The 20,528-nt window shown below is 58.0% G+C and carries 20 protein-coding genes; 10 read left to right on the top strand and 10 right to left on the bottom strand.

Going from position 1 to position 20,528, the window contains the following annotated elements:
- Positions 1-129: 129 nt before the first annotated feature.
- A complete protein-coding gene (locus BLU07_RS16510) occupies positions 130-2,142 on the bottom strand; it encodes a carboxylesterase/lipase family protein (RefSeq protein ID WP_092389101.1) in 2,013 nt (670 codons plus the stop codon).
- 33 nt (positions 2,143-2,175) lie between these two features.
- A complete protein-coding gene (locus BLU07_RS16505) occupies positions 2,176-4,113 on the bottom strand; it encodes a carboxylesterase/lipase family protein (RefSeq protein WP_172830125.1) in 1,938 nt (645 codons plus the stop codon).
- Positions 4,114-4,809: 696 nt separating this feature from the next.
- Between BLU07_RS16505 and BLU07_RS16500 the strand changes: the two genes are divergently transcribed.
- Both BLU07_RS16500 and BLU07_RS16495 read left to right on the top strand, forming a co-directional pair.
- Positions 4,810-5,079, top strand: coding sequence for an RNA recognition motif domain-containing protein (locus BLU07_RS16500; protein ID WP_092389097.1), 270 nt, complete (start codon positions 4,810-4,812; stop codon positions 5,077-5,079).
- Positions 5,072-5,290: a VF530 family protein gene (locus BLU07_RS16495; RefSeq protein ID WP_092389095.1), complete on the top strand. Its 219-nt coding sequence runs from the start codon at positions 5,072-5,074 to the stop codon at positions 5,288-5,290. The genes BLU07_RS16500 and BLU07_RS16495 overlap by 8 nt, the downstream gene beginning before the upstream one ends.
- Before the next feature lie 292 nt (positions 5,291-5,582).
- Here BLU07_RS16495 and BLU07_RS16490 read toward each other — a convergent pair whose 3' ends face one another.
- The 3 genes from BLU07_RS16490 to BLU07_RS16480 form a co-directional block, all read right to left on the bottom strand.
- Positions 5,583-5,939: a DUF805 domain-containing protein gene (locus BLU07_RS16490; protein WP_092389093.1), complete on the bottom strand. Its 357-nt coding sequence runs from the start codon at positions 5,937-5,939 to the stop codon at positions 5,583-5,585.
- 168 nt (positions 5,940-6,107) lie between these two features.
- Positions 6,108-6,632, bottom strand: coding sequence for a fasciclin domain-containing protein (locus tag BLU07_RS16485; protein WP_092389091.1), 525 nt, complete (start codon positions 6,630-6,632; stop codon positions 6,108-6,110).
- A gap of 94 nt (positions 6,633-6,726) precedes the next feature.
- Complete coding sequence (locus BLU07_RS16480) at positions 6,727-9,012, bottom strand: putative bifunctional diguanylate cyclase/phosphodiesterase (protein ID WP_092389089.1); 2,286 nt, start codon at positions 9,010-9,012, stop codon at positions 6,727-6,729.
- Between the two features lie 148 nt (positions 9,013-9,160).
- Here BLU07_RS16480 and BLU07_RS16475 point away from each other — a divergent pair, with 148 nt between their 5' ends.
- Both BLU07_RS16475 and BLU07_RS16470 read left to right on the top strand, forming a co-directional pair.
- Positions 9,161-10,345, top strand: coding sequence for a DesA family fatty acid desaturase (locus BLU07_RS16475; RefSeq protein ID WP_092389087.1), 1,185 nt, complete (start codon positions 9,161-9,163; stop codon positions 10,343-10,345).
- Positions 10,346-10,370: 25 nt separating this feature from the next.
- A complete protein-coding gene (locus tag BLU07_RS16470) occupies positions 10,371-11,261 on the top strand; it encodes a peptidoglycan DD-metalloendopeptidase family protein (protein WP_092389085.1) in 891 nt (296 codons plus the stop codon).
- A 72-nt stretch (positions 11,262-11,333) separates the two neighbouring features.
- Here the strand turns inward: BLU07_RS16470 and rpmG are convergent, their stop codons facing one another.
- The 3 genes from rpmG to radC all read right to left on the bottom strand — a co-directional run bounded on the left by rpmG (position 11,334) and on the right by radC (position 12,589).
- Positions 11,334-11,489: a 50S ribosomal protein L33 gene (rpmG, locus tag BLU07_RS16465; protein ID WP_092389083.1), complete on the bottom strand. Its 156-nt coding sequence runs from the start codon at positions 11,487-11,489 to the stop codon at positions 11,334-11,336.
- Between the two features lie 11 nt (positions 11,490-11,500).
- Entirely contained in the window at positions 11,501-11,737 is a 237-nt protein-coding gene (gene rpmB, locus BLU07_RS16460; RefSeq protein ID WP_092389081.1) for a 50S ribosomal protein L28, read from the bottom strand.
- A gap of 177 nt (positions 11,738-11,914) precedes the next feature.
- Positions 11,915-12,589, bottom strand: coding sequence for a RadC family protein (gene radC, locus BLU07_RS16455; RefSeq protein WP_092389956.1), 675 nt, complete (start codon positions 12,587-12,589; stop codon positions 11,915-11,917).
- Between the two features lie 173 nt (positions 12,590-12,762).
- Here radC and coaBC point away from each other — a divergent pair, with 173 nt between their 5' ends.
- From coaBC to BLU07_RS16430, 5 genes are read left to right on the top strand one after another with little or no spacing between them, the layout of a single operon-like run.
- Positions 12,763-13,983 (top strand): bifunctional phosphopantothenoylcysteine decarboxylase/phosphopantothenate--cysteine ligase CoaBC, encoded by a 1,221-nt coding sequence (coaBC, locus tag BLU07_RS16450; protein ID WP_092389954.1) that lies wholly within the window; start codon positions 12,763-12,765, stop codon positions 13,981-13,983.
- Positions 13,984-13,988: 5 nt separating this feature from the next.
- A complete protein-coding gene (gene dut / locus BLU07_RS16445; RefSeq protein WP_092389079.1) occupies positions 13,989-14,444 on the top strand; it encodes a dUTP diphosphatase in 456 nt (151 codons plus the stop codon).
- Between the two features lie 29 nt (positions 14,445-14,473).
- On the top strand, positions 14,474-16,969 hold the full coding sequence (locus tag BLU07_RS17995; RefSeq protein ID WP_092389077.1) for a phosphomannomutase/phosphoglucomutase: 2,496 nt from the start codon (positions 14,474-14,476) through the stop codon (positions 16,967-16,969).
- A 22-nt stretch (positions 16,970-16,991) separates the two neighbouring features.
- Entirely contained in the window at positions 16,992-17,912 is a 921-nt protein-coding gene (argB, locus tag BLU07_RS16435) for an acetylglutamate kinase (protein ID WP_092389076.1), read from the top strand.
- Positions 17,899-18,330, top strand: a complete 432-nt coding sequence (locus tag BLU07_RS16430) for an acyl-CoA thioesterase (protein ID WP_092389074.1) — start codon at positions 17,899-17,901, stop codon at positions 18,328-18,330. The genes argB and BLU07_RS16430 overlap by 14 nt, the downstream gene beginning before the upstream one ends.
- A 24-nt stretch (positions 18,331-18,354) precedes the next feature.
- On the opposite strand, the gene BLU07_RS16425 is transcribed toward BLU07_RS16430, so the two are convergent.
- Both BLU07_RS16425 and pyrE read right to left on the bottom strand, forming a co-directional pair.
- Positions 18,355-18,957: a hypothetical protein gene (locus BLU07_RS16425; RefSeq protein ID WP_092389072.1), complete on the bottom strand. Its 603-nt coding sequence runs from the start codon at positions 18,955-18,957 to the stop codon at positions 18,355-18,357.
- A 64-nt stretch (positions 18,958-19,021) separates the two neighbouring features.
- Positions 19,022-19,672: an orotate phosphoribosyltransferase gene (pyrE, locus tag BLU07_RS16420; RefSeq protein WP_092389070.1), complete on the bottom strand. Its 651-nt coding sequence runs from the start codon at positions 19,670-19,672 to the stop codon at positions 19,022-19,024.
- A 71-nt stretch (positions 19,673-19,743) separates the two neighbouring features.
- Here pyrE and BLU07_RS16415 point away from each other — a divergent pair, with 71 nt between their 5' ends.
- A complete protein-coding gene (locus tag BLU07_RS16415) occupies positions 19,744-20,523 on the top strand; it encodes an exodeoxyribonuclease III (RefSeq protein WP_092389068.1) in 780 nt (259 codons plus the stop codon).
- Positions 20,524-20,528: the final 5 nt, after the last annotated feature.

The raw sequence follows: 20,528 nt of genomic DNA, 5'->3' as shown, positions 1-20,528 counted from the left end.
ACGCCAGTAGTGTTATTGATCAGGGTCAAGCGAAGGCGGGTCAGCAATACAAACGTCAATGGGTCTTGCGGCACTACCTGTCCCGCCGCTGCGCACGGGACGCAACGACGGGCGGTATGCTCGGGGTTATTACTGCATGGCCGCCTCCAGGCCGGTTTCGACAGTGGCCTGTGCGTGCGGCCCGATTTCGACATAGGTGTCGTTGTCGAGGGTAAAGGCTGGCCAGTCAAAGGACGCGGTACTCGGGTTGCCGGTTTTAGCGAAGTTGGTCCACATCGTGATGATCAGGTCAGAGATAGCGTGATCAACCGCCCCGTACTCCATGGACAGGAACACGTCTTGCGGCTCACCGACCACACCATTACCGTTCAGATCGCCAATGGTCGGGCGGGTGCCCTCTGGCGTGGTCACCAGCCCCAGCTGGAAGTTCTGCACCATGCCTGCCGGGTAGTTGAACAGGTAAGGCAACTCGCAGCCGTGACAGCTGAGCAGGCCCATGTCGCCCCAACCATCCGGTACCCGGCTGAACCTGTAGACAAACTGCTCGGACTCATAGGTATCGCTGCGCTGGTTCAACCAGACCGGCATCGAAAGGCGGTGATTCAACCCATCTCCGTTGGTAACACCCGCCATCAGCGGTACGTCGCTCGGCATCCCGGCCATGGCAGTGTTGAAGTAGGTATCGGGCAGGTAATAGTTATCCGAATTTGGTCGGTAGATCTGACGCGGGATATTGTTGTCAACATCCGCCTGGACCAGCTCATTCCAGTCGAGGGCACGGGCCTCTTCCAGGGTGGTCACCCCTGCCCGTTCGAACAGCGCTGCGCCGATTTGCTCCGACCCGGCCAGGGAGGTTTCAGGCGTGCTTGCAGGGTCAAGCGGAGCAAAAGCACTCTGCACGATTGCCTTGTGGAACAGCCCTTCGGCCATCGGCGAGTTCATCAATGCATAGGTCTTTCCGCCACCGCCGGATTGACCAAACAGCGTGACATTGCCCGGATCGCCACCAAAGGCGGCGATATTATCCCGCACCCACTCCAGCGCCATGACCAGGTCCATTTGGCCATAGTTACCGGAACCGTTGTAACCACTCTCCTCGGTCAGCAAGGGATGGGCAATATAGCCGAATGGCCCAAGACGGTGGTTGACAGTGACGAGCACCACACCCTCTTTGGTCAGACCGTCCGGGTTGTTGTACTGCTGTGAATTGCCCGACAGGATGGTAAAGGCGCCGCCATGAAACCAGACCATGACCGGCAAGCCATCTGCATCTTTGGGTGCTGTGACGTTGAGATACAACGAGTCTTCGCTCATGCCGCCCTTGTTGATTGCCTGCAGAGCCGGGTCCTGAGCCGACTGGTCAGCCCAGGCCACTGCCTCGCGAACCCCATTCCAGGGCTCTGGCTCGACGGGTGGACGCCAACGCAGATCACCCAGCGGCGGTTTGGCATAGGGTACCCCGAGAAATTGCCAGGTGCTCTCGTCCGCCTCGAAACCACGCAGCTCGCCCCCGGTTGTCGACACCAGCGCACGCGGGCTCATCGAGCGGGCGAAATGCTCGTGTGCATTGGCAAAGGTGGTTACCTGGCGCGGTCGCGGGTCAGTATCGGAGAACGCACCCGCCGTTTCCAGCGTGTCTATGAGCGACACAATACTGGCGCGAAATTCGCTCGGCGACTGATCCAGAAAGATGTCGTTGGCGTTCATTGATACCTGGTTGCGGATGGTATCGGTAATCTGAATGCCATTGTTCAGGTCGCCATCGGCATCCAGCGATTGCAGCAGCACCAGCATGTTGGTCACCCGCTGGTCTTCTGCCGATTCCGCACCATCAATGATACTCAACGGCGTCAGTACTTCAGCGCCAACCGCGGCTCCCAACTCCAGATCACCGATGGCAAAGTGGATGGTCTCGCCATCGGCATAGCTGAATTGACCCTGCTCATCAGTCAGGCTCGCGGGCGTGCTGCTGCCCTTATAATCCAGCCCCGCAACCGGGCTGTCGATAAAGGTGCCCGTGTTGCTGGCCGAATCCGAAGACGAGCCTCCTGAACCGCTGAGACACCCCGCCAGAGCCAGAAACAGAGGAGCGAGTGTGGCGCCCAGCAAGGCTGGCCGTAAACGCGATAATCGATATGTCATTTTGCGTACCTGTAGTTGTAGTTATTGTTGGAGTCACTCGGCAAACACACTGGACAGGTTGTCCTTGATCTCGGCACCATCACTCAGTTCCACGTAGCGCTGAATAGCTGCGTCATATACCGGGAAATCCAGCTCCCCGGGAATGCTCGGGTCGCCGGTTTTGGCGAAGTTGGTCCAGATGGTCATGATGCGATCGATCACTTCTTCATCCGTTGAATCAAATCCTGCAGAGGCGAAGATATCGCCCGGATCACCCTGAGAACCGGTTACACCGTTACCGTTCAGATCACCAATAACCAGGGACTCGTCAGTGGCCGGGTCAATGACCAATCCCAGCAGGTAGTGCGTAACCACGCTGGACGGCATGTTGAACAGGTAGGCCAACTCTGCCGCGTGATAGGCCTCGACACCGCGGGCTTTCCAGCCGGCAGGCTGATGACTGAAATGCACGGCATAGTGATTCGCTTCGCTCAGCGGCTCCATCCACGGAAATACATCGAGTACCGTAGCCGTCGGATCGGGCGTATCGTTGGTGTTGATCAGGAACATGAAAGGCACATCATTCTGCTGACCGCTTTCGAAGCTGACGCGCTCGGTAGTGGGCAGATAGAAGTTGTCTACATTGGTGTACGGGGTCAGGTTGGCCGCACCCTGCACGATCTGCAGCCAGCTTTTATCTCGCATCTCAACCAGCGAATCAGCGCCCAACTGGGTCTGCAATTGACTACCGATCGCTTCAGCTGCGGACAGGCTACGTGTGTCCGGGTACAAGGTTCCACTCTGGCTTATAGCCTTGTGGAACAGCCCCTCGGCCTCGGGCGAGGCCATCAGAGACAATACCTTGCGACCACCACCCGACTCACCAAAGATGGTCACGTTATCCGGGTTGCCGCCAAAGGCCGCGATATTGTCGCGGACCCATTCCAGCGCCATGATCAAGTCCATCTGGCCGTAGTTGCCCGAACCATTGTAACCACTCTCAGCACTCATCTCGGGGTGTGCGATATAACCGAACGGCCCCAGGCGATGGTTGACCGACACCTGAACGACGCCTTTGGTGACCAGTGCCTCGGGATTGTTGAACGGATGGGTATTCGCCGTCAGCGCAGTAAAGCCACCGCCGTGAAACCAGACCATCACCGGCAGATTCTCGGCTTCCTTGGGAGCGGTAACATTCAAGTAGAGTGAATCCTCACTCATGCCACCTTCACCGAAGCGCTGCAAAGCAGGGTTCTGAGCCGACTGATCGCTCCAGGCTACGGCGTCACGCACACCCTCCCAGGGCTCCGGGTTGACCGGCGCACGCCAGCGCAAATCTCCAACCGGCGGTTTTGCATAAGGGATGCCCAAAAACTGCCAATGGCTCTCGTCTGCTTCAAACCCGCGAAGCTCGCCCCCACTGGTGGTCACCACATTGCGCGGGCTGATTGAGCGGGCAAAGTGCTCGCGGGCAGTATTCACCGCTACCACACTGCGTGAACGAATGGCCGCATCCGAAAACGCACCCGCGTCCTGAAGTGAGTCAACCAGCGGCTCCAGCCCAGTACGAAAATCGGCCGTTGACTGGTCGAGGAACAGGCTGGCAGCGCTCATCGATACTTCATCGCGAATCATCTCGGTAATCTGAATGCCGTTATTCAGATCACCATCCGCATCCAGCGATTGCAGCAAAATCAGCATATTGGTCACTCGCTGATCTTCCGCTGAATCGGCACCATCGATAATGCTCAGGGGAGTCAGCACTGACGCGCCCACTGCGGACCCCAGCTCCAGATCACCGATGGCGAAACTGATATTTTCGCCCTCGACATAGGAGAACTGGCCCTGCTGGTCCGTCTGACCCGCAGCCGTAGTGGTGCCCTGATAATCAAGCCCGGAGACCGGGCTATCGATAAATACACCGGTATTGCTGCCGCCCGACCCACTGGAGGACGAACCACCCGAGCCTCCCAGGCATCCGGACAACGCCATGACGACAGGCGCCAGTGAACAGACCATTAAAACCGAACGAACCCCCGGGGTTCTGCGAGTACTGTGGAACATATAGCTCTCCGATTGTTGTTGTTAGCAGAGTGGCGCAGCCCAACCACTTAATGAACATTCATTCTTTTATTTTTGCTTTCAATTCCTCGTTTTTCAGGGCGGAGGACAGGGTTAGCGAAAGGACTGAGGGATATTGCTGATGAAAAACGTAGGTGCAGGCCGCCCACCCGTCAACACAACGCCGGTGTTATTTTTGGGGCATATTTCTTATATGTAACAGATTCGAACATAACGCAATATTGTTCGCTGGCGCTTGTTGACCCACCAGTCATGCCCAGAAGCACTTTGCCGCCAGACTGCTTCAGATGTCATGTTTATCGAGATTAACAACCAGACCGCCCATCACTTCTCGGGCTCATCAAACGCCCCGCCTAACCCATTTGGGTGAATGCCTATTTCAGGTTGGCGCAACGAGAAACAATAAATGGTTATGTCTCGATTTGGCTTGCGCTTTATATATCATGGCATTCACGCTGCGAATACTAGCCAGCCTTTGGTGAGAAAGAGCAACGCCCTTCCAGCATGACCTCAAAGTGATTGCAGTCACGCCTCACGCCAGCAGCGCTTACTCGTGAAGCGGCATAAGCGTATAGTGGGCGCATTGCCTACCACGACGGAATACCGATGAAACTGCTGATTCGCAACCTTGCCCGCACCACCACCGAAACCGAACTGAGCACCCTGTTTGAAGGCTATGGCCTGGTCACCGAGTGCACCCTGGTGCTGGACAAGGTCACTGGAGGCTCCAAAGGGTTCGGCTTTGTCGAAATGCCCAAGCATGACGAAGCCAAGGCCGCGATCAAGGCACTGAATAATCAGGACGTGGCCGGCAGTCGCATCCGCGTGAAAAAAGACGAGTCCACCGACGCTATCCAGGGCACGCCACGTGGTTGATCAGCAACACAGCGACCCCTTGCATGGGGTCACACTGAAGACGGTAGTCACCGACCTGGTGGAGTATTACGGCTGGGAGCAGCTCGGCCAGATGGTCAATATCAAGTGCTTCACCACCGACCCCAGCATCAAGTCCAGCCTGACTTTTCTGCGCAAAACACCCTGGGCACGGGAAAAGGTTGAGAGGTTGTATCGGGACTTGCGGGGTTAACCGGACTGCATACACGCAGGGGTGAGCAAGCCATGTACGTGGTTGCACATGAGCTTAAGATCTTTAGGGCAAGCTTTTGTGAGCTGCCTGCCTTATGTTGGTAACGTATTCGACGAGGCCGCTTTGACCAGTACCCGACAGTATCGCAGGTAGTAAAAATTGGCGCTTCGAGTAGAGGATCGTTTTCAAACCCGAGGGCGCAAAGTCATTAATGGCTGTGCCTTTAATAAGACACCAAACTCATCGAATTCGATGAGTTTGGCAAGCCACACATAACAGTCAGGGAACCCATTCAAGCCGACGCTGGAGCGCCTTTTGGATTCGGGCCGTACTGGTTGTCTGGTTCGCTATCCAGCACCAGGAAAATAATCAGCACGATGGTGCCGAGAATCGGGATAAAAGCAATCAGTTGCCACCAGCCGCTGCGGCCAGTGTCATGCAGGCGCCGGGCGGCGATGGCAATACTGGGGATAAGCAGGCCGAGGGCAACAACCAGAGTAAGCAGGCCGCCGGTAACAAATTGATCAATAACCCCTGCGACAATGTAGATAAGAATATAGAACAGGACGAACATCCAGTACTGGGTGCGGGTGGCGCGCCCGTTAAAGTCTGCGTAATGATTTTTCAGCGCATTGGTAAAATGCTCCATGCCTTTCTCCTTGGTCTCTTTTTACTTGAGGTATGCGCCGCCTTCAAACAACGCAGGTCTGAATGTAGCCTGAACGAGAAATGTTGCAAAGTGTAATTGCATCACTGGCAAGAATAAAAAAAGGCAGCCCGCAGGCTGCCTTTTGCTCATACACAAGCTGCTGTGCGCTTACATTTCCGGCATCAGTACTGTGTCGATCACGTGAATCACGCCATTGCTGGCTTTGATATCGGTTTTTACCACATTGGCACCATCGACCTTCACGCCATCACTGCTGTCGATGGTCAGGCTTTGCCCCTGAACGGTCTCGGCGCTGGACAGCCCGACCACATCTTCAGCCATCACCTTGCCGGCTACGACGTGGTAGGTCAGTACGGCGGTCAGGGCTTCCTGATCGTTGAGCAAGGCTTCCAGATCATCAGCCGGAATGGCCGCAAAGGCTTCGTCGGTAGGGGCAAATACGGTGAAAGGACCGTCGCCTTTCAAGGTGTCCACCAGCCCTGCGGCTTCAACGGCGGTGACCAGGGTATTGAAGCTGCCGGCGGCGACTGCGGTATCGACGATGTCGGCGTACTCTTTCTTCTCCTTGTTTTCACCGCTGTGGTTGTGCGCGTGAACCGGAGCCAGTGCGAGCAGGCCAAGGCTGAAAAGGGCAATCAGGGTGTAACGAATCTGTGTAGTCAGTGCGTACATGCGTAATCCTCCAGGATTGGTTATTTGTAACGCACTACATTTGTACAGCTATTTTGCAATAAGTTCTCTTTTGTACAACTTATGTAACGTTTGACTATTCCTCGGTACTGCCGACGTGCTGCAACAGGGGTTCAATCTCGGCAGCCGGTACCGGCCTGCTGTACAGGTAACCCTGAGCGTTGGTACACCCCATCGCGGTCAGCAGCTCGGCTTGCTCCACGGTTTCCACGCCTTCTGCGATCAACTCCATTTGCAGACTCTGGCCAAGTGCAATGATGGCGCGGGCAATGGCTGCATCATTCTGGTCATGGGGCAGGTCACGGACAAAATCACGGTCAATTTTCAATCGATTGACCGGCAGCCGCTTCAAGCGCATCAGGGATGAATAGCCCGTGCCGAAATCATCGATGGCCAGTGAAATGCCCAGGTGGCGCAGGCTGTCGAGCCGCTCCATATTGAGTTCGCTGTGGCGCATGGCTTCGGTTTCGGTCAGCTCCAATTCGAGATATTGGGCATGCAGCCCGTTGCGCGCCAATGCCTGCTTGACGCTGTCGACCACCTGTCCACGCTCCAGCCAGCTGCCCGACATGTTCACCGCCATGTGCTGCAGGTCGAAGCCGGCAGCCAACCAGCGCTGCATCTGCTGGCAGGCCTGGTTGAGCACATATTCATCGATACTGATCATCAACCCGGCGTTGACCGCGACCGGCAGGAACCGGTCCGGGGTCAGCAGCCCGTGCTCCGGATGCTGCCAACGCACCAAGGCTTCCAGGCCGATGATGTGGCCCGTACCCAGGTCAACCTGTGGCTGGTAATAGACGCGCAGCTGCCGGCCGCTGATAGCCTGATGCAGGCTGGATTCCAGCGCGATGCGCTCACGGGCATGCTGGGTCAGTGCCTGGGTGTAGAAGGCATAGGTGTTGCGCCCATTGTCCTTGGCCAGGGTGAGGGCGGTGTCGGCATTGGTCAGCAAGGAGCGGGCATCGCTGGCATCGTCGGGAAACAGGCTGATGCCCAGACTGACGGTCAGATGCAATGCCTGTTGGTCGATATCAAAAGGTTTGTCGAAACAGGCCAGCAGACGCTTGGCGACCGGAATCAAGGCGTCGGTTGCCTGTATATCATCCACCAGCAAGACGAATTCATCACCGCCCAGGCGGGCAAGGGTATCTTGCTCGCGGCTGCGGGCGAGCATGCGCATGGCCGCGGCGCGCAGCAATTCATCACCTGCACTGTGGCCCAGGCTGTCGTTGACTGCCTTGAAGCGGTCGAGGTCAATGAAGATCAACCCGACTTTTTCATTCTGGCGCTTGGCACGCTGTATGGCGTTTTCCAGCCGTTCGTTGAGCAACAGGCGGTTGGGCAGACGGGTCAGCGGGTCATTGTGCGCGAGAAAATCAATCTCCTGCTCACTGCGCTTGATCTTGCTGATGTCGGCAAACACGGCTACGTAGTGCGTCAGTTTGCCGTCAGCATCGCGCACGCTGTTGATGGTTTGCCATTGCGGGTAGATTTCACCATTCTTGCGCCGATTCCACACTTCTCCCTGCCAGTTGCCTTCATGCTCCAGCGACTGCCACATTGCCTGGTAGAAGCTGGCGTCATGCCAGCCGGACTTGAGCAGATTGGGTTTGGCGCCAATCGCTTCATCGGCCGAATAGCCGGTTATCTGGCAAAAGGCCTGGTTGACGTTGAGGATCTGGTTGTGGGCATTGGTGATCACCACACCTTCGGTGGTGCTGTCGAAAACCACAGCGGCCTGACGCAGGCGCTCTTCACTTTCCTTCTGCGCCGTGACGTCACGCAGGGTACCGAGGATGCGCCAGGGCTTGCCGGTTGGGTCACGCAGGGCACGGCCACTGGCTTCAAACCAGCGATAGCCCTCGTGCTGATGCCGCAAACGATGAACGTGTTGAAAGCGCGATGTGCGCCCGGCGAGATGATCACGCAAGGCCTGTTTGGCGGCAGCGCTATCCTCGGGATGCAGCAGTGAAGCCCATTTGCCGCCGAGATCGGCCTGACTATCCGCGGGAAATCCGAGCATGACCCGGCATTGGCGGGAAAAATGTACCTGGTCGCTGTTCAGGTGCCAGTCCCACACGCCGTCTTGCGAGCCGGCCAGAGCCAGCTCGAAACGCTGTTCGCTGATCCGCAGTTCACGCTCCTGCTGTCGACGCCGACGCAAGTAGTTGCGGGTAAGAAAGAAAATCAGACCGGAGGTAATGCTGATAAACGCCAGCCCTTTGACCGTTTGCAGGCGTTGTTGCAGTTCGGTACTGAGACCGACCAATGTCAGGGCATTGTCACTGAGCAGAATCCACAGCGCCGACACTACCAGGTAAATCAGCGTAATCTGCCATGCGCCGCGGTTGGAACTCATCAGGATACTTGTCCTCTGATTATATACAATGCCAACGAAGACTATAGCAGCTTACTGTCCGACAGAATGGCTATCAGCCAGCGCTCTTGTGGTCCATAATGAGAGAGTTGCACCCGGAGTGTGACGGCAATCAGAGGTAATCAGTTTTATGTGGTATGACGGTATTCTGCAATTTTCCTGGTGGCAGGTGGTGTTGGCGACCCTGGTGATGACGCACATCACTATTGTCAGCGTGACGGTCTATCTGCACCGCTATTCGGCTCACCGCTCGCTGGAGCTGCATCCGGCGCTGCAACATTTTTTCCGTTTCTGGCTGTGGCTGACCACCGGCATGGTTACCCGCGAATGGACTGCCATCCATCGCAAACATCACGCCAAGTGTGAAACCCCGGATGACCCGCACAGCCCGGTGCAAAAAGGCCTGTGGAAGGTTCTCAGCCAGGGTGCCGAGCTGTATCAGGCCGAAGCGGCAAACCAGGAGACCCTGGACACCTACGGCAAGCATTGCCCGGATGACTGGCTGGAGCGCAACATCTACTCACGGGCGCCCTATGCCGGCGTTACCCTGTTGGCGCTGATTGATCTGGCCTTGTTCGGGGCCATCGGTATTACCGTGTGGGCCGTGCAGATGCTGTGGATTCCGCTGCTGGCTGCCGGGGTGATCAATGGTATTGGCCACGCCCTGGGCTATCGCAATTTCGAATGCAAGGATGCCGCCACCAATATTCTGCCCTGGGGCATCCTGATTGGCGGCGAAGAGCTGCACAACAATCACCACACCTACCCGAGCTCGGCCAAACTGTCCGTGCGCCCGTGGGAGTTCGATATTGGCTGGATGTGGATCCGCCTGTTCAGCATGCTGAGGCTGGCCAATGTACGCCGTGTGGCGCCAGTTCCTGTGCGCGAACCCAACAAAACCGTGCTGGATATGGACAGTGCCCGTGCTCTGTTGAGCAACCGCTTTCAGGTCATGGCACAGTACCGCCGCATGGTCATTGCCCCCCTGGTCAAGGCTGAGCGTGAACGCGTTGATGCGTCGATGCAGCGCCTGCTGAAGCGCACCAAGAAGCTGCTCTGGCGTGATACCGATTTGCTCAAACCACAGCACCGGGAACGTCTCGACCGGATACTGGCAAGCAATCAGCGGTTGCAGCTGATTTATCAGAAGAGACTGGAACTGCAACAGATCTGGAGCCGCACCAGCAGTAGTGGCCAGGAGCGTCTGCATGCATTGCGGGAATGGTGCCAACAAGCCGAAGCCAGTGGCATCAAGGCGCTGCAGGATTTTGCCGACAGCCTGCGTACCTACACCCTGCAGCCGAATCGCGGCTGACCCGGGCCGGAACGGAAGCAAGGGAATGCGAGCCTTCATCGGGTGTGTCCTGAGTCTGCTGCTGAGCAGCAGCGCTCTTGCCTCAAGCATCTACAAGTATGTCGACGAGAATGGCGTGGTTACCTACACCGACCGCCGGGTGGAGGGCGCTGAAGTCATTGTATTCAACGACACCATCGAAGAGCCGATGGAAAGTGCGGTTTACGTCCAGACACGCACCCACCCGGGCGGGGAAACCCTGATCGTTCACAATGACCTGTTTGCCCCGGTCGAGATCGAACTGAGCGTCAGCAAGGTCGAGCACATCAGCAATGCCCCCGAGGAACCGATCCGCTGGGTAATACCGCCACGTGACCAGATTCGGCTGTTGACCCTGCACCCGACCGGTACCGGGACGCCACGTTTCGAGCACCGCTTGCGCTACGCCATGGGTGATCCCCGCGCGGAGCACCGCCAGTCACATTACCCGCTACCCTGGCAAGGTGGCCCCTTCCGTAAATCCCAGGGCCCTGGCGGGCGCTACAGCCACACTGGCCCGAAGGGGCGCTATGCCATAGACATTGCCATGCCGGAGGGCACACCGATTCTCGCCGCGCGCGATGGCATGGTGGTGCGGGTTCGCAACCACCAGCGCGGTCGTGGGGATAACCCGGCGGGTAACTATGTGCGTTTGCTGCATGATGACGGCACCATGAGCGTCTATCTGCATTTGCAACATCGCTCGATCACGGTTGCCGAGGGCCAGCGCGTCCGTGCCGGTACGATCATTGCCCGCTCGGGAAATACCGGCAACAGCACCGGCCCGCACTTGCATTTCGTGGTACAGAAAAATGTTGGCCTGGATACGGTGTCAATTCCCTTCGACTTTGCCCAACCGGTCAACAGCCTGCCCAATTTTTCCCTGGGTGGTGAGTAAGCCGGCAAACCACTTTGTCGCAGGCATAAAAAAACCCGTCGCAAGCGACGGGTTTTTTCTGGATGCCAGATCTTATTTGATCTTGGCTTCCTTGTAGACCACATGCTTGCGCACAACCGGATCGTACTTCTTGATTTCGATCTTGTCGGGTGTAGTGCGCTTGTTCTTGTCGGTAGTGTAAAAGTGACCAGTACCGGCAGAAGATACCAAACGAATCAAATCACGCATGCTGGGACTCCTTAGATTTTTTCGCCGCGGGCGCGCATTTCTGACAGCACGACTTCAATGCCACGCTTGTCGATGATGCGCATACCCTTGGTGGAAGTGCGCAGGCGTACAAAGCGCTTCTCAGACTCTACCCAAAAGCGATGATGCTGCAGGTTAGGCAGAAAACGACGCTTGGTTCTGTTGTTTGCATGGGAAACATTGTTCCCGACGACCGGACGCTTGCCGGTGACCTGACATACTCGAGACATGGTTAACCCTCTCCAACCACTTGCCCAACCCGAACTGGTTGGAAGCCATAAAAGAATTCTGTTGTCAGCCGGGGCAAACGCATCATGTGCACCTGAAAAAATACCGCCAAACAGGCGCAGCCCCGAGAAGAGCGGAGCTTTATACCAAAACGAGCCACGGCAAGCAATGTTTTTCGCCTACAAGAGGCCACGTTCGGCAAAGGAAACCGGCTCGCCATCACCGATCACCAGGTGGTCCAGCACGCGGATATCCACCAGCGCCAGCGACTCTCGCAGCCGACGAGTCAAATGCAAATCGGCCTGACTCGGTTCGGCGACACCCGACGGATGGTTATGCGTCAGAATCAATGCCGCGGCATTGTGCGCCAGTGCGCGTTTGAGTACTTCACGCGGATACACGCTGGCACTGTCGAGCGTGCCACGGAACAATTCCTCGAAAGCAATGACCCGGTGCTGGCTATCCAGAAACAGGCAGGCAAAGACCTCATGGGGCAGATTGGCCAACTGACTGCGCAAATAACGCCGCACTGCGCCGGGCGAGGTCAGTGCATCACCACGCTGCAATTCTTCAAAGAGGTGCCGGCGGCCCATTTCCATCACCGCCTGCAGCTGTACGAACTTGGCCGGACCCAGGCCGGGATGCCGACAGAAGCCTTGCAAGTCTGCCTGCAGCAGCGCACGCAAGCTGCCAAACCCGGCCAGCAGGTCCCGCGCCAGGTCCACCGCACTTCGCCCCGGCAAGCCGGTGCGCAGAAATATGGCCAGCAGTTCGGCGTCAGACAGCGCCTGTGCTCCCTGGCGCATGAGCTTTTCCCGCGGGCGTTCAGCCAGCGGCCAATCAGTAATCGGCATGATCAATTCCTTTTGTTGGGGCAGGTACATCCTGTTCCTGCAAGCGAAAGCAGAGTATAAAAGCAGGCCCGGCAGGCGTCGAGCGCCCGCATGCCGCGCGCGTGGCGGCGATATGCTATCTTGAAGCTTTGATGCCTGCCGGACGCATTCTCAGATGGCAGCAGGGGATTATGATGCAGCGGTTGTTCAATAAACGGGTAGTGCTTGGGGTCAGTGGCGGTATTGCCGCCTACAAAAGTGCCGAACTGGTGCGCCGGCTGCGGGATGCCGGTGCAGAGGTGCGTGTGGTCATGACCCAGTCAGCACGGGAATTCATCACTCCACTGACCCTGCAAGCCCTGTCTGGTCACCCGGTACACGGTGACCTGCTAGACCCCGCTGCCGAAGCCGCCATGGGGCATATTGAACTGGCGCGCTGGGCCGACCTGATCCTGATTGCGCCAGCGACTGCCGAACTCATGGCCCGCCTGGCCCAGGGCCGGGGCGACAACTTGCTGACCACGTTGGTACTCGCCACCGACGCGCCCATCGCCATTGCCCCGGCAATGAATCAGGCCATGTGGCGTGATGCCGCCACCCAGGCCAACCTGCAAACCCTGCTTGAGCGAAACGTAAGCGTATTCGGCCCGGCAGCCGGCGAGCAGGCCTGTGGCGATGTTGGCCTCGGGCGCATGCTGGAACCGACCGAGATTGCTGCTCAGGCCGCCGAGTGCTTTGCCCTCGGCCTGCTTGCCGGTCGCCACGTTCTGATCAATGCCGGGCCAACACGCGAAGCGATTGACCCGGTGCGTTATATCTCCAATTACAGCTCGGGCAAGATGGGTTTTGCCCTGGCTGAAGCTGCGGCAGAAGCGGGTGCCCGTGTGACACTGGTCGCCGGCCCGGTCAACCTGACCACCCCACCTCGCGTGGAGCGCATCGACGTGGTCAGCGCCCGCGACATGCTCGCCGCCTGTGAAATGGCACTGCCGGCCGATGTCTTCATTGCTTCGGCGGCGGTAGCGGATTACCGCCCGGCCGAAGCAGCCGATGCCAAGCTGAAAAAAGATCCCGGTAGCGATAGCGGCATGCAGCTCGAGCTGGTGCGCAACCCGGACATTCTCGCTACCCTTGCGGCTCATGCCCAGCGCCCCTGGTGCGTCGGCTTTGCCGCCGAAACCCATGACGTGCTGAGTTATGCCCGTGACAAGCTGCAGCGCAAGAATCTCGATCTGATCATTGCCAATGATGTCAGCCAGCCCGACATCGGCTTTAATAGTGATGACAACAGCGTGACCCTGATTGATCGCTCACTGCACCAGCAGCATCTGCCGCAGGCCAGCAAAAGCAAGCTGGCGCGCGAAATCATTCATCTGATCGCCGGGTACTTGCCCGCCCAACCTGAAGGACATTAAGCCGTATGCCAGCTCTGCAAGCACGCATTCTCGACTCCCGCCTGGGCAGCAGCTGGCCGCTGCCGAACTATGCGACCCAGGGCTCGGCCGGTATGGACCTGCGCGCCATGCTTGAACAACCGCTGCTGCTCGAACCGGGGCAGACCGAACTCTTGCCCACCGGGCTGGCCATCCACATAGCCGATCCGGGTCTTGCAGCAATGATCCTGCCGCGCTCCGGACTCGGTCACAAACACGGTATTGTGCTGGGCAATCTGGTCGGCCTGATTGATTCGGATTATCAGGGCCAGTTGATGGTGTCCTGCTGGAACCGCGGTCAGCAGGCCTTCACCATTGAGCCGGGTGAGCGTATTGCCCAACTGGTGCTGGTGCCGGTAGTCCAGGCCGAATTGAGCATTGTTGACGAATTTAACGATAGTGAACGCGGTGCTGGCGGCTTCGGCCATACCGGTAGCCACTGACCCGAACAGACAGTCATGCAAGGAGGCTCATGATGCTAAAGCGCACGCAGTCTGCGACAACCGGCAAGTCCCAACAGGGACTGCCCTCGACCCTGCTACCCTTGTTGATCACCATTGCCGGACTGGTGATTGCCGGGGTGCTGCTCTGGCTGACCCTGCTGGGCAGTGGCAACACGCGTTATCAGGCCGATCTGAGTGCCGCTTACGGCAGCCAGCAGCAAGGCAGCCTGGATCGCCTGCTCGAACAGATTGATGCCGACCTGACCCGCCTGGCCGCCAATCCGCAACTTCAGGTTGCTGTGCAGCAAGGGCAAAACCCGATCATTGATCGCAGCTTGCGACATACCTTTGCCCATTCGCTGGCCATCTATACCCATGCGCCAGGGCGAGCGAATGTGACCGACGACCCCGAAGCCCCGGTCAACTTCGGCTCTCTGGACATGATTCGTCGGGCAGAACGCGGCCTGACGGTTCCTGTGGAAGCCTATCGAATTGGCGGAGCCTGGCGCCTGTATGCGGTGAAGCCCCTGCGCGCTTCGCCCAGCGCACCCATTGGCGGTACCCTGCTGGTTGTCTATGACCTGAAACGCATCACCAGCAACCTGCCGCCCCTGCCTGAGGGCGCCGGCCAGATAAGACTGATCCAGAACTTTCCCACCGCAGCACCCCAAACGCTGTTCCAGCACGGGCATGGGGACGGCGAAGTACAGCAAATGCCAACCAGTCACCCGGCCTGGCAACTAGAATTCCGGCCCGGACCACAACTGGATGGCGGGCTGCTGAACCCCTTGTTGCTGCTGGCGGCGGCGGTGATTGCCTTGCTCGCCAGTGTCATTGCCTTGCTGGCATTGCAGAGCAGCTGGAGCCGCAAACTGAAAGCGGATGCTGACACCCTTTGCCAGCTATCCGAGGGGCACAAGGCTGCCGGTCTGGAACTGGGGCCCCTGGAACCCGCTGCCCAGTGCATCATGAACCTGGCCCGCAACAGTGGCAGGACGGTGGGGCCAAGCCCGAAACGGGAAGCCGCGCCAGCCACCACCGAAGAGCTGCAGAACCCGATTTTTCAGTCCGATGACGTGCTGGATATCGATATTGTCGAAGAAGACAGTGACCCCTTCACCAACAACGATGACAGCATGGATGCCAGCGCCCCTTCGCTGCCAGCCAGTATTTTCCGCGCCTATGATATTCGCGGCACTGTACCCGAGCAGTTGAATGCCGACAGCATGTACTGGATTGGCCGTGCCATCGGCAGCGCCACGCTGGATGCCGACGAGCCCAACATTGTGGTCGGCCGGGATGGCCGCCTCTCCGGCCCGGAGCTGGTCGAAGCGCTGATTCAGGGCCTGGTCGACAGCGGTTGCCAGGTAACCGATCTGGATATGGTGCCAACTCCGGTGGTCTACTTCGCCACCCATACCAGTGGCAGCCGCTCCGGCGTCATGCTCACCGGCAGCCACAACCCGCCCAACTACAATGGCGTCAAAATCGTTATCGCCGGGCAGACCTTGTATGGCGAACAGATCACAGCACTCCTCGAGCGCCTGGAACAGGGCAAATTGAGCCAGGGTGGTGGCAGTCGCAAGTCACTGCAGATGCTGGACGCCTATCGAGAACATATCGTCGACGATATCGTGCTGGCACGCCCTCTGAAGGTAGTGATCGATTGTGGCAACGGCGTAACCGGCATTATCGCCCAGCAACTGCTGGAAGAAATTGGCTGCGAGGTCATCCCGCTGTTTACCGAGGTGGATGGCAACTTCCCCAACCATCACCCGGATCCCGGGCATATCGAAAACCTGCAGGAGCTGATTGCCACGGTGAAGACAGAGCAGGCTGATATCGGCCTTGCCTTTGATGGTGACGGCGACCGCGTTGGCGTGATCAGCAATAGCGGCCAATTGATCTACCCGGATCGCCTGCTGATGTTGCTGGCCGAAGACATTCTGGCCCGCAACCCGGGTGCCGACATCATTTTCGATGTAAAATGCACCCGCCAGCTGTCAACATTGATCAGCAAACAGGGTGGCCGCCCATTGATGTGGAAATCCGGCCATTCATTGATCAAGGCCAAGATGCGCGAAACCGGTGCCTTGCTGGCCGGCGAAATGAGTGGGCATATCTTCTTCAAGGAACGTTGGTTCGGCTTTGACGATGGCCTCTATGTAGCCTGCCGACTGCTGGAACTGCTGGCCCTGCAGGACGCCAGCAGCACGGAGCTGTTTTCCCGTTACCGCAGCGGCCTGACCACACCGGAGTTGACCCTCGAAGTAGGCGATGAACGCAAGTTCACGCTGATTGAACAGCTGCGCAAAGGTGCCGACTGGGGTGATGGCCGGGTCAGTGACGTAGACGGCCTGCGTGTCGACTACCCGAATGGCTGGGGCCTGGTGCGTGCCTCCAACACGACGCCCATGCTGGTGCTGCGCTTTGAAGCCAGCAATACCGAAGAACTGGAACGTCTGAAGCAGATATTCCGTGACCAGATGGCCAAAATAGCGCCAGACTTACCTTTCATTTTCTGAACTGAGGAGCTTGACCCACACCATGCTGAGCCGTGACGACGCCGCCCATGTTTCCCGGGTACTGACCGAGGCGCTACCCTATATCCAGCGCTTTACCGGCAAGACCATCGTGATCAAATACGGCGGCAACGCCATGGAGAGCGAAGAGTTGCAGAACAGCTTCGCCCGCGACATCGTGCTGATGAAAACCGTCGGCATCAATCCGGTGGTGGTGCATGGCGGTGGGCCGCAGATTGGCGACCTGCTCAAGCGGCTGAACATCCAGAGTGAATTCATTGAAGGCATGCGGGTGACTGACAGCCAGACCATGGACGTGGTCGAAATGGTCCTCGGCGGTCAGGTCAACAAGGGCATCGTCAATCTGATCAATCAGCATGGCGGCAGCGCCATCGGCCTGACCGGCAAGGACGCCAACCTGATCAAGGCGCGCAAGCTGACCGTCACCCGGCGCACACCCGGCATGGACAAACCGGAAATCATCGACATCGGTCACGTCGGCGAAGTGGCCAGCGTCAATACCGGGCTGATCAATCGCCTGGTCTCGGATGACTATATTCCGGTCATTGCGCCGATCGGCGTGGGTGCCGAGGGTGCCTCCTACAACATCAATGCCGACCTGGTTGCCGGCAAGGTGGCTGAAGCGCTGAAAGCCGAAAAGCTGATGCTGCTGACCAATATCGCCGGGCTGATGGACAAGGATGGCAAGGTGCTGACCGGCCTGACCACCGAACAGGTCGACGAGCTGATTGCCGACGGCACCATCTATGGCGGCATGCTGCCCAAGATACGCTGCGCCCTGGATGCAGTGCAGGGTGGCGTCAGCAGCGCGCACATCATCGACGGACGTGTGCCCAACGCAGTATTGCTGGAAATCTTTACCAATACCGGGGTCGGCACCCTGATCACCAACCAGCAGTCGGAGTTGATCAATGCAACGCAGTGAGTTTCAGTTTTCCACACCGCTGCGCGTGCGTTGGTCGGATGCCGACATGCAGGGCATCGTTTTCAATGGGCACTACCTGACCTATGCCGACGTCGGCATTACCGAGTATTTTCGTGCCTTGAGCGAGGCCAATGCCGGCAGCAGCGTCAATGGCAGTGATTTCTTTGCCGTGCGTACCCTGCTGGAATACCGTTCCCCGGCGCTGTATGACGATATGCTGGATATCCATGTGCGTATCGCCAAACTGGGCAACAGCAGCATGCAGTTCCTGATCGGGATCTATCGTGCGGATGAGCTATTGGTCACTGGTGAGATCGTCTATGTGCATGCCGACCAGACCAGCCGGCAGCCGATGCGGATTCCGGACAGTTTCCGTGAGGCTATTGTGCGTTTCGAGAAAACCACACCCGAGGCATGAGCAGGCGCTCGCTGGCAGACACGTTCAGTCGTCTGCCAGCAGCTGTTTCAGGCGTTCACGTTGACGAGCGTACTCGGCATCCACGTCAAGCTTTTCTTCTTCCTTGTTCAGAATCAGCCGTTGCAGGCGCAGCGATTCGTTGTCCACTTCCTCAAGCTGGTCGAGAATACGCGGATCGATCTCGCGTCCGGCACGCTCTGCGGCAGCGGCACGGCTCTCGAGTGTTTCTCGCTGGATTTGCAGGTCAAGAATATTCGTTTCCGAACTGGCAATCAGGCTGTCAATCTGCTCGATCTGCCGGGCATGCGCCCGATCAAGATCTTTCACACTGCTGTAGAGGCGCAGCAGCGTGGCATCGGCCGCATCGCGTTCAGCCTGCTCCGCCTGCGCCCGACGTTTGGCCTGACGCTCTTCAGGTGTAAGCGCAGCGGGTACAGTGCGGCGTACCCTGCCCTGGGCATCCAGCACCTCATAACCCCGGGCAACAGCCTCCGGCGGCACACGCCGGTCGAGTACCGTTACCCCCTGGTCATTGATATAGCGGTACAACTCACCTGACTTGGCGATACTCAGCCCTGCCGTCAACAGCAGTGCCAGCAACGCAGAGATTTGCCACAGCTTACGCATAGGGACACCCTTGTCCGAGGAGCCAACGACTCCAACTACGTGCCAGGCTTGTTGTACCTGGCGATTAATCCTGAATGCCGTATTGCGCCCGATAGGCCACGACTGCGGGCAAATGGGCCTGCAATTCGGCATCTTCCTGCAGGAAGTCCATGACCTGATTCAGGCTGACAATACTGATCACCGGAATACCAAAGTCGCGCTCGACCTCCTGAATCGCCGACAGCTCACCCTGACCACGTTCCTGCCGGTCCAGCGCAATCATCACCGCTGCCGGCGTTGCGCCTGCGGCCTGAATGATCTGCATGACCTCGCGCACGGCAGTGCCGGCGGTGATGACATCATCGACAATCAGCACCCTGCCCTTGAGTTCGGCACCGACCAAGGTACCACCCTCGCCATGGTCTTTCGCTTCCTTTCGATTGAAGCAGTATGGCAGATCGCGATCAAAACTGTCGGCCAACGCCACTGCGGTTACCGCCGCCAGGGGAATCCCCTTGTAGGCCGGGCCAAAGATGACGTCGACATCCTGCTTGCCACTGTGTATCAGCGCCTGAGCATAGAATCGCCCCAAACGGGACAATGTGCCACCACTATTGAACAAGCCCGCATTGAAAAAATACGGACTCTTCCGCCCTGATTTCAGGGTAAAGCCACCAAAGCGCAATACCCCGTGATCCAGGGCAAAGCGGATAAATTCGCGCTGATACTCGTGCATCCTCACCTTCTTGTTAACAAAATGATTGCCACCTCGGTTATCATACACCCTCGGTTTTCAGGGGACCACGCATGCGAATAATCAGTCTTGACGTCAATGGAGTAGAGCGCGCCGCACAGCACGGTCTGTTTGACTGGCTGCGTGCGCAGGATGCCGATGTTATTTGCCTGCAGGATATCCGTGTTACTGCGCCGGAACTGGAACAGGACCCGTACTGGATCGACGGCTATTGGCAGTACTGCTTCGAGGCCGAAGTGCCCAGCCAGGGTGGCGTTGCCATCTATACCCGCACCGCACCCAAGGCCATCATCATGGGTCTGGGTTTCGAGCTGGCCGACCGCTATGGTCGCTTTATCCAGGCCGACTTCGACAAGGTCAGTATCGGTTCGCTGCTGCTGCCTTCCGGGCGCGACGGTGACGCCGACCTGAACCAGAAATTCAAGTTCATGAATGACTTTACCGGTTATCTGAACAAGCAACGGCGCAAGCGGCGCGAGTTTATCTACTGCGGCTCACTCTATTCCGCCCACCTCAAGCTGGATGTGAAAAACTGGCGTGATTGCCAGCATCAACCGGGCTTCATGGCGCCCGAGCGCGCCTGGATGGACGAGATTTTCGGTAACCTGGGTTATGTTGATGCCCTGCGCGAAATCACCCGCGAATCAGACCAATACACCTGGTGGCCGGACAGCGAGCAAGCAGAAAGCCTCAACCTCGGCCTGCGCTTCGACTACCAGTTCCTCACCCCCGGCCTGCGCCGTTTCGTCAAGGACGCGCACATTCCGCAGAACGCACGCTTCTCGCAGCATGCTCCGGTCGTGGTCGATTACGACTGGACACTAACGATCTAACGTCG

It is taken from the genome of Halopseudomonas salegens, assembly GCF_900105655.1.
GTDB lineage: Bacteria > Pseudomonadota > Gammaproteobacteria > Pseudomonadales > Pseudomonadaceae > Halopseudomonas > Halopseudomonas salegens.
This window is presented reverse-complemented; position numbering and strand designations above follow the sequence as displayed.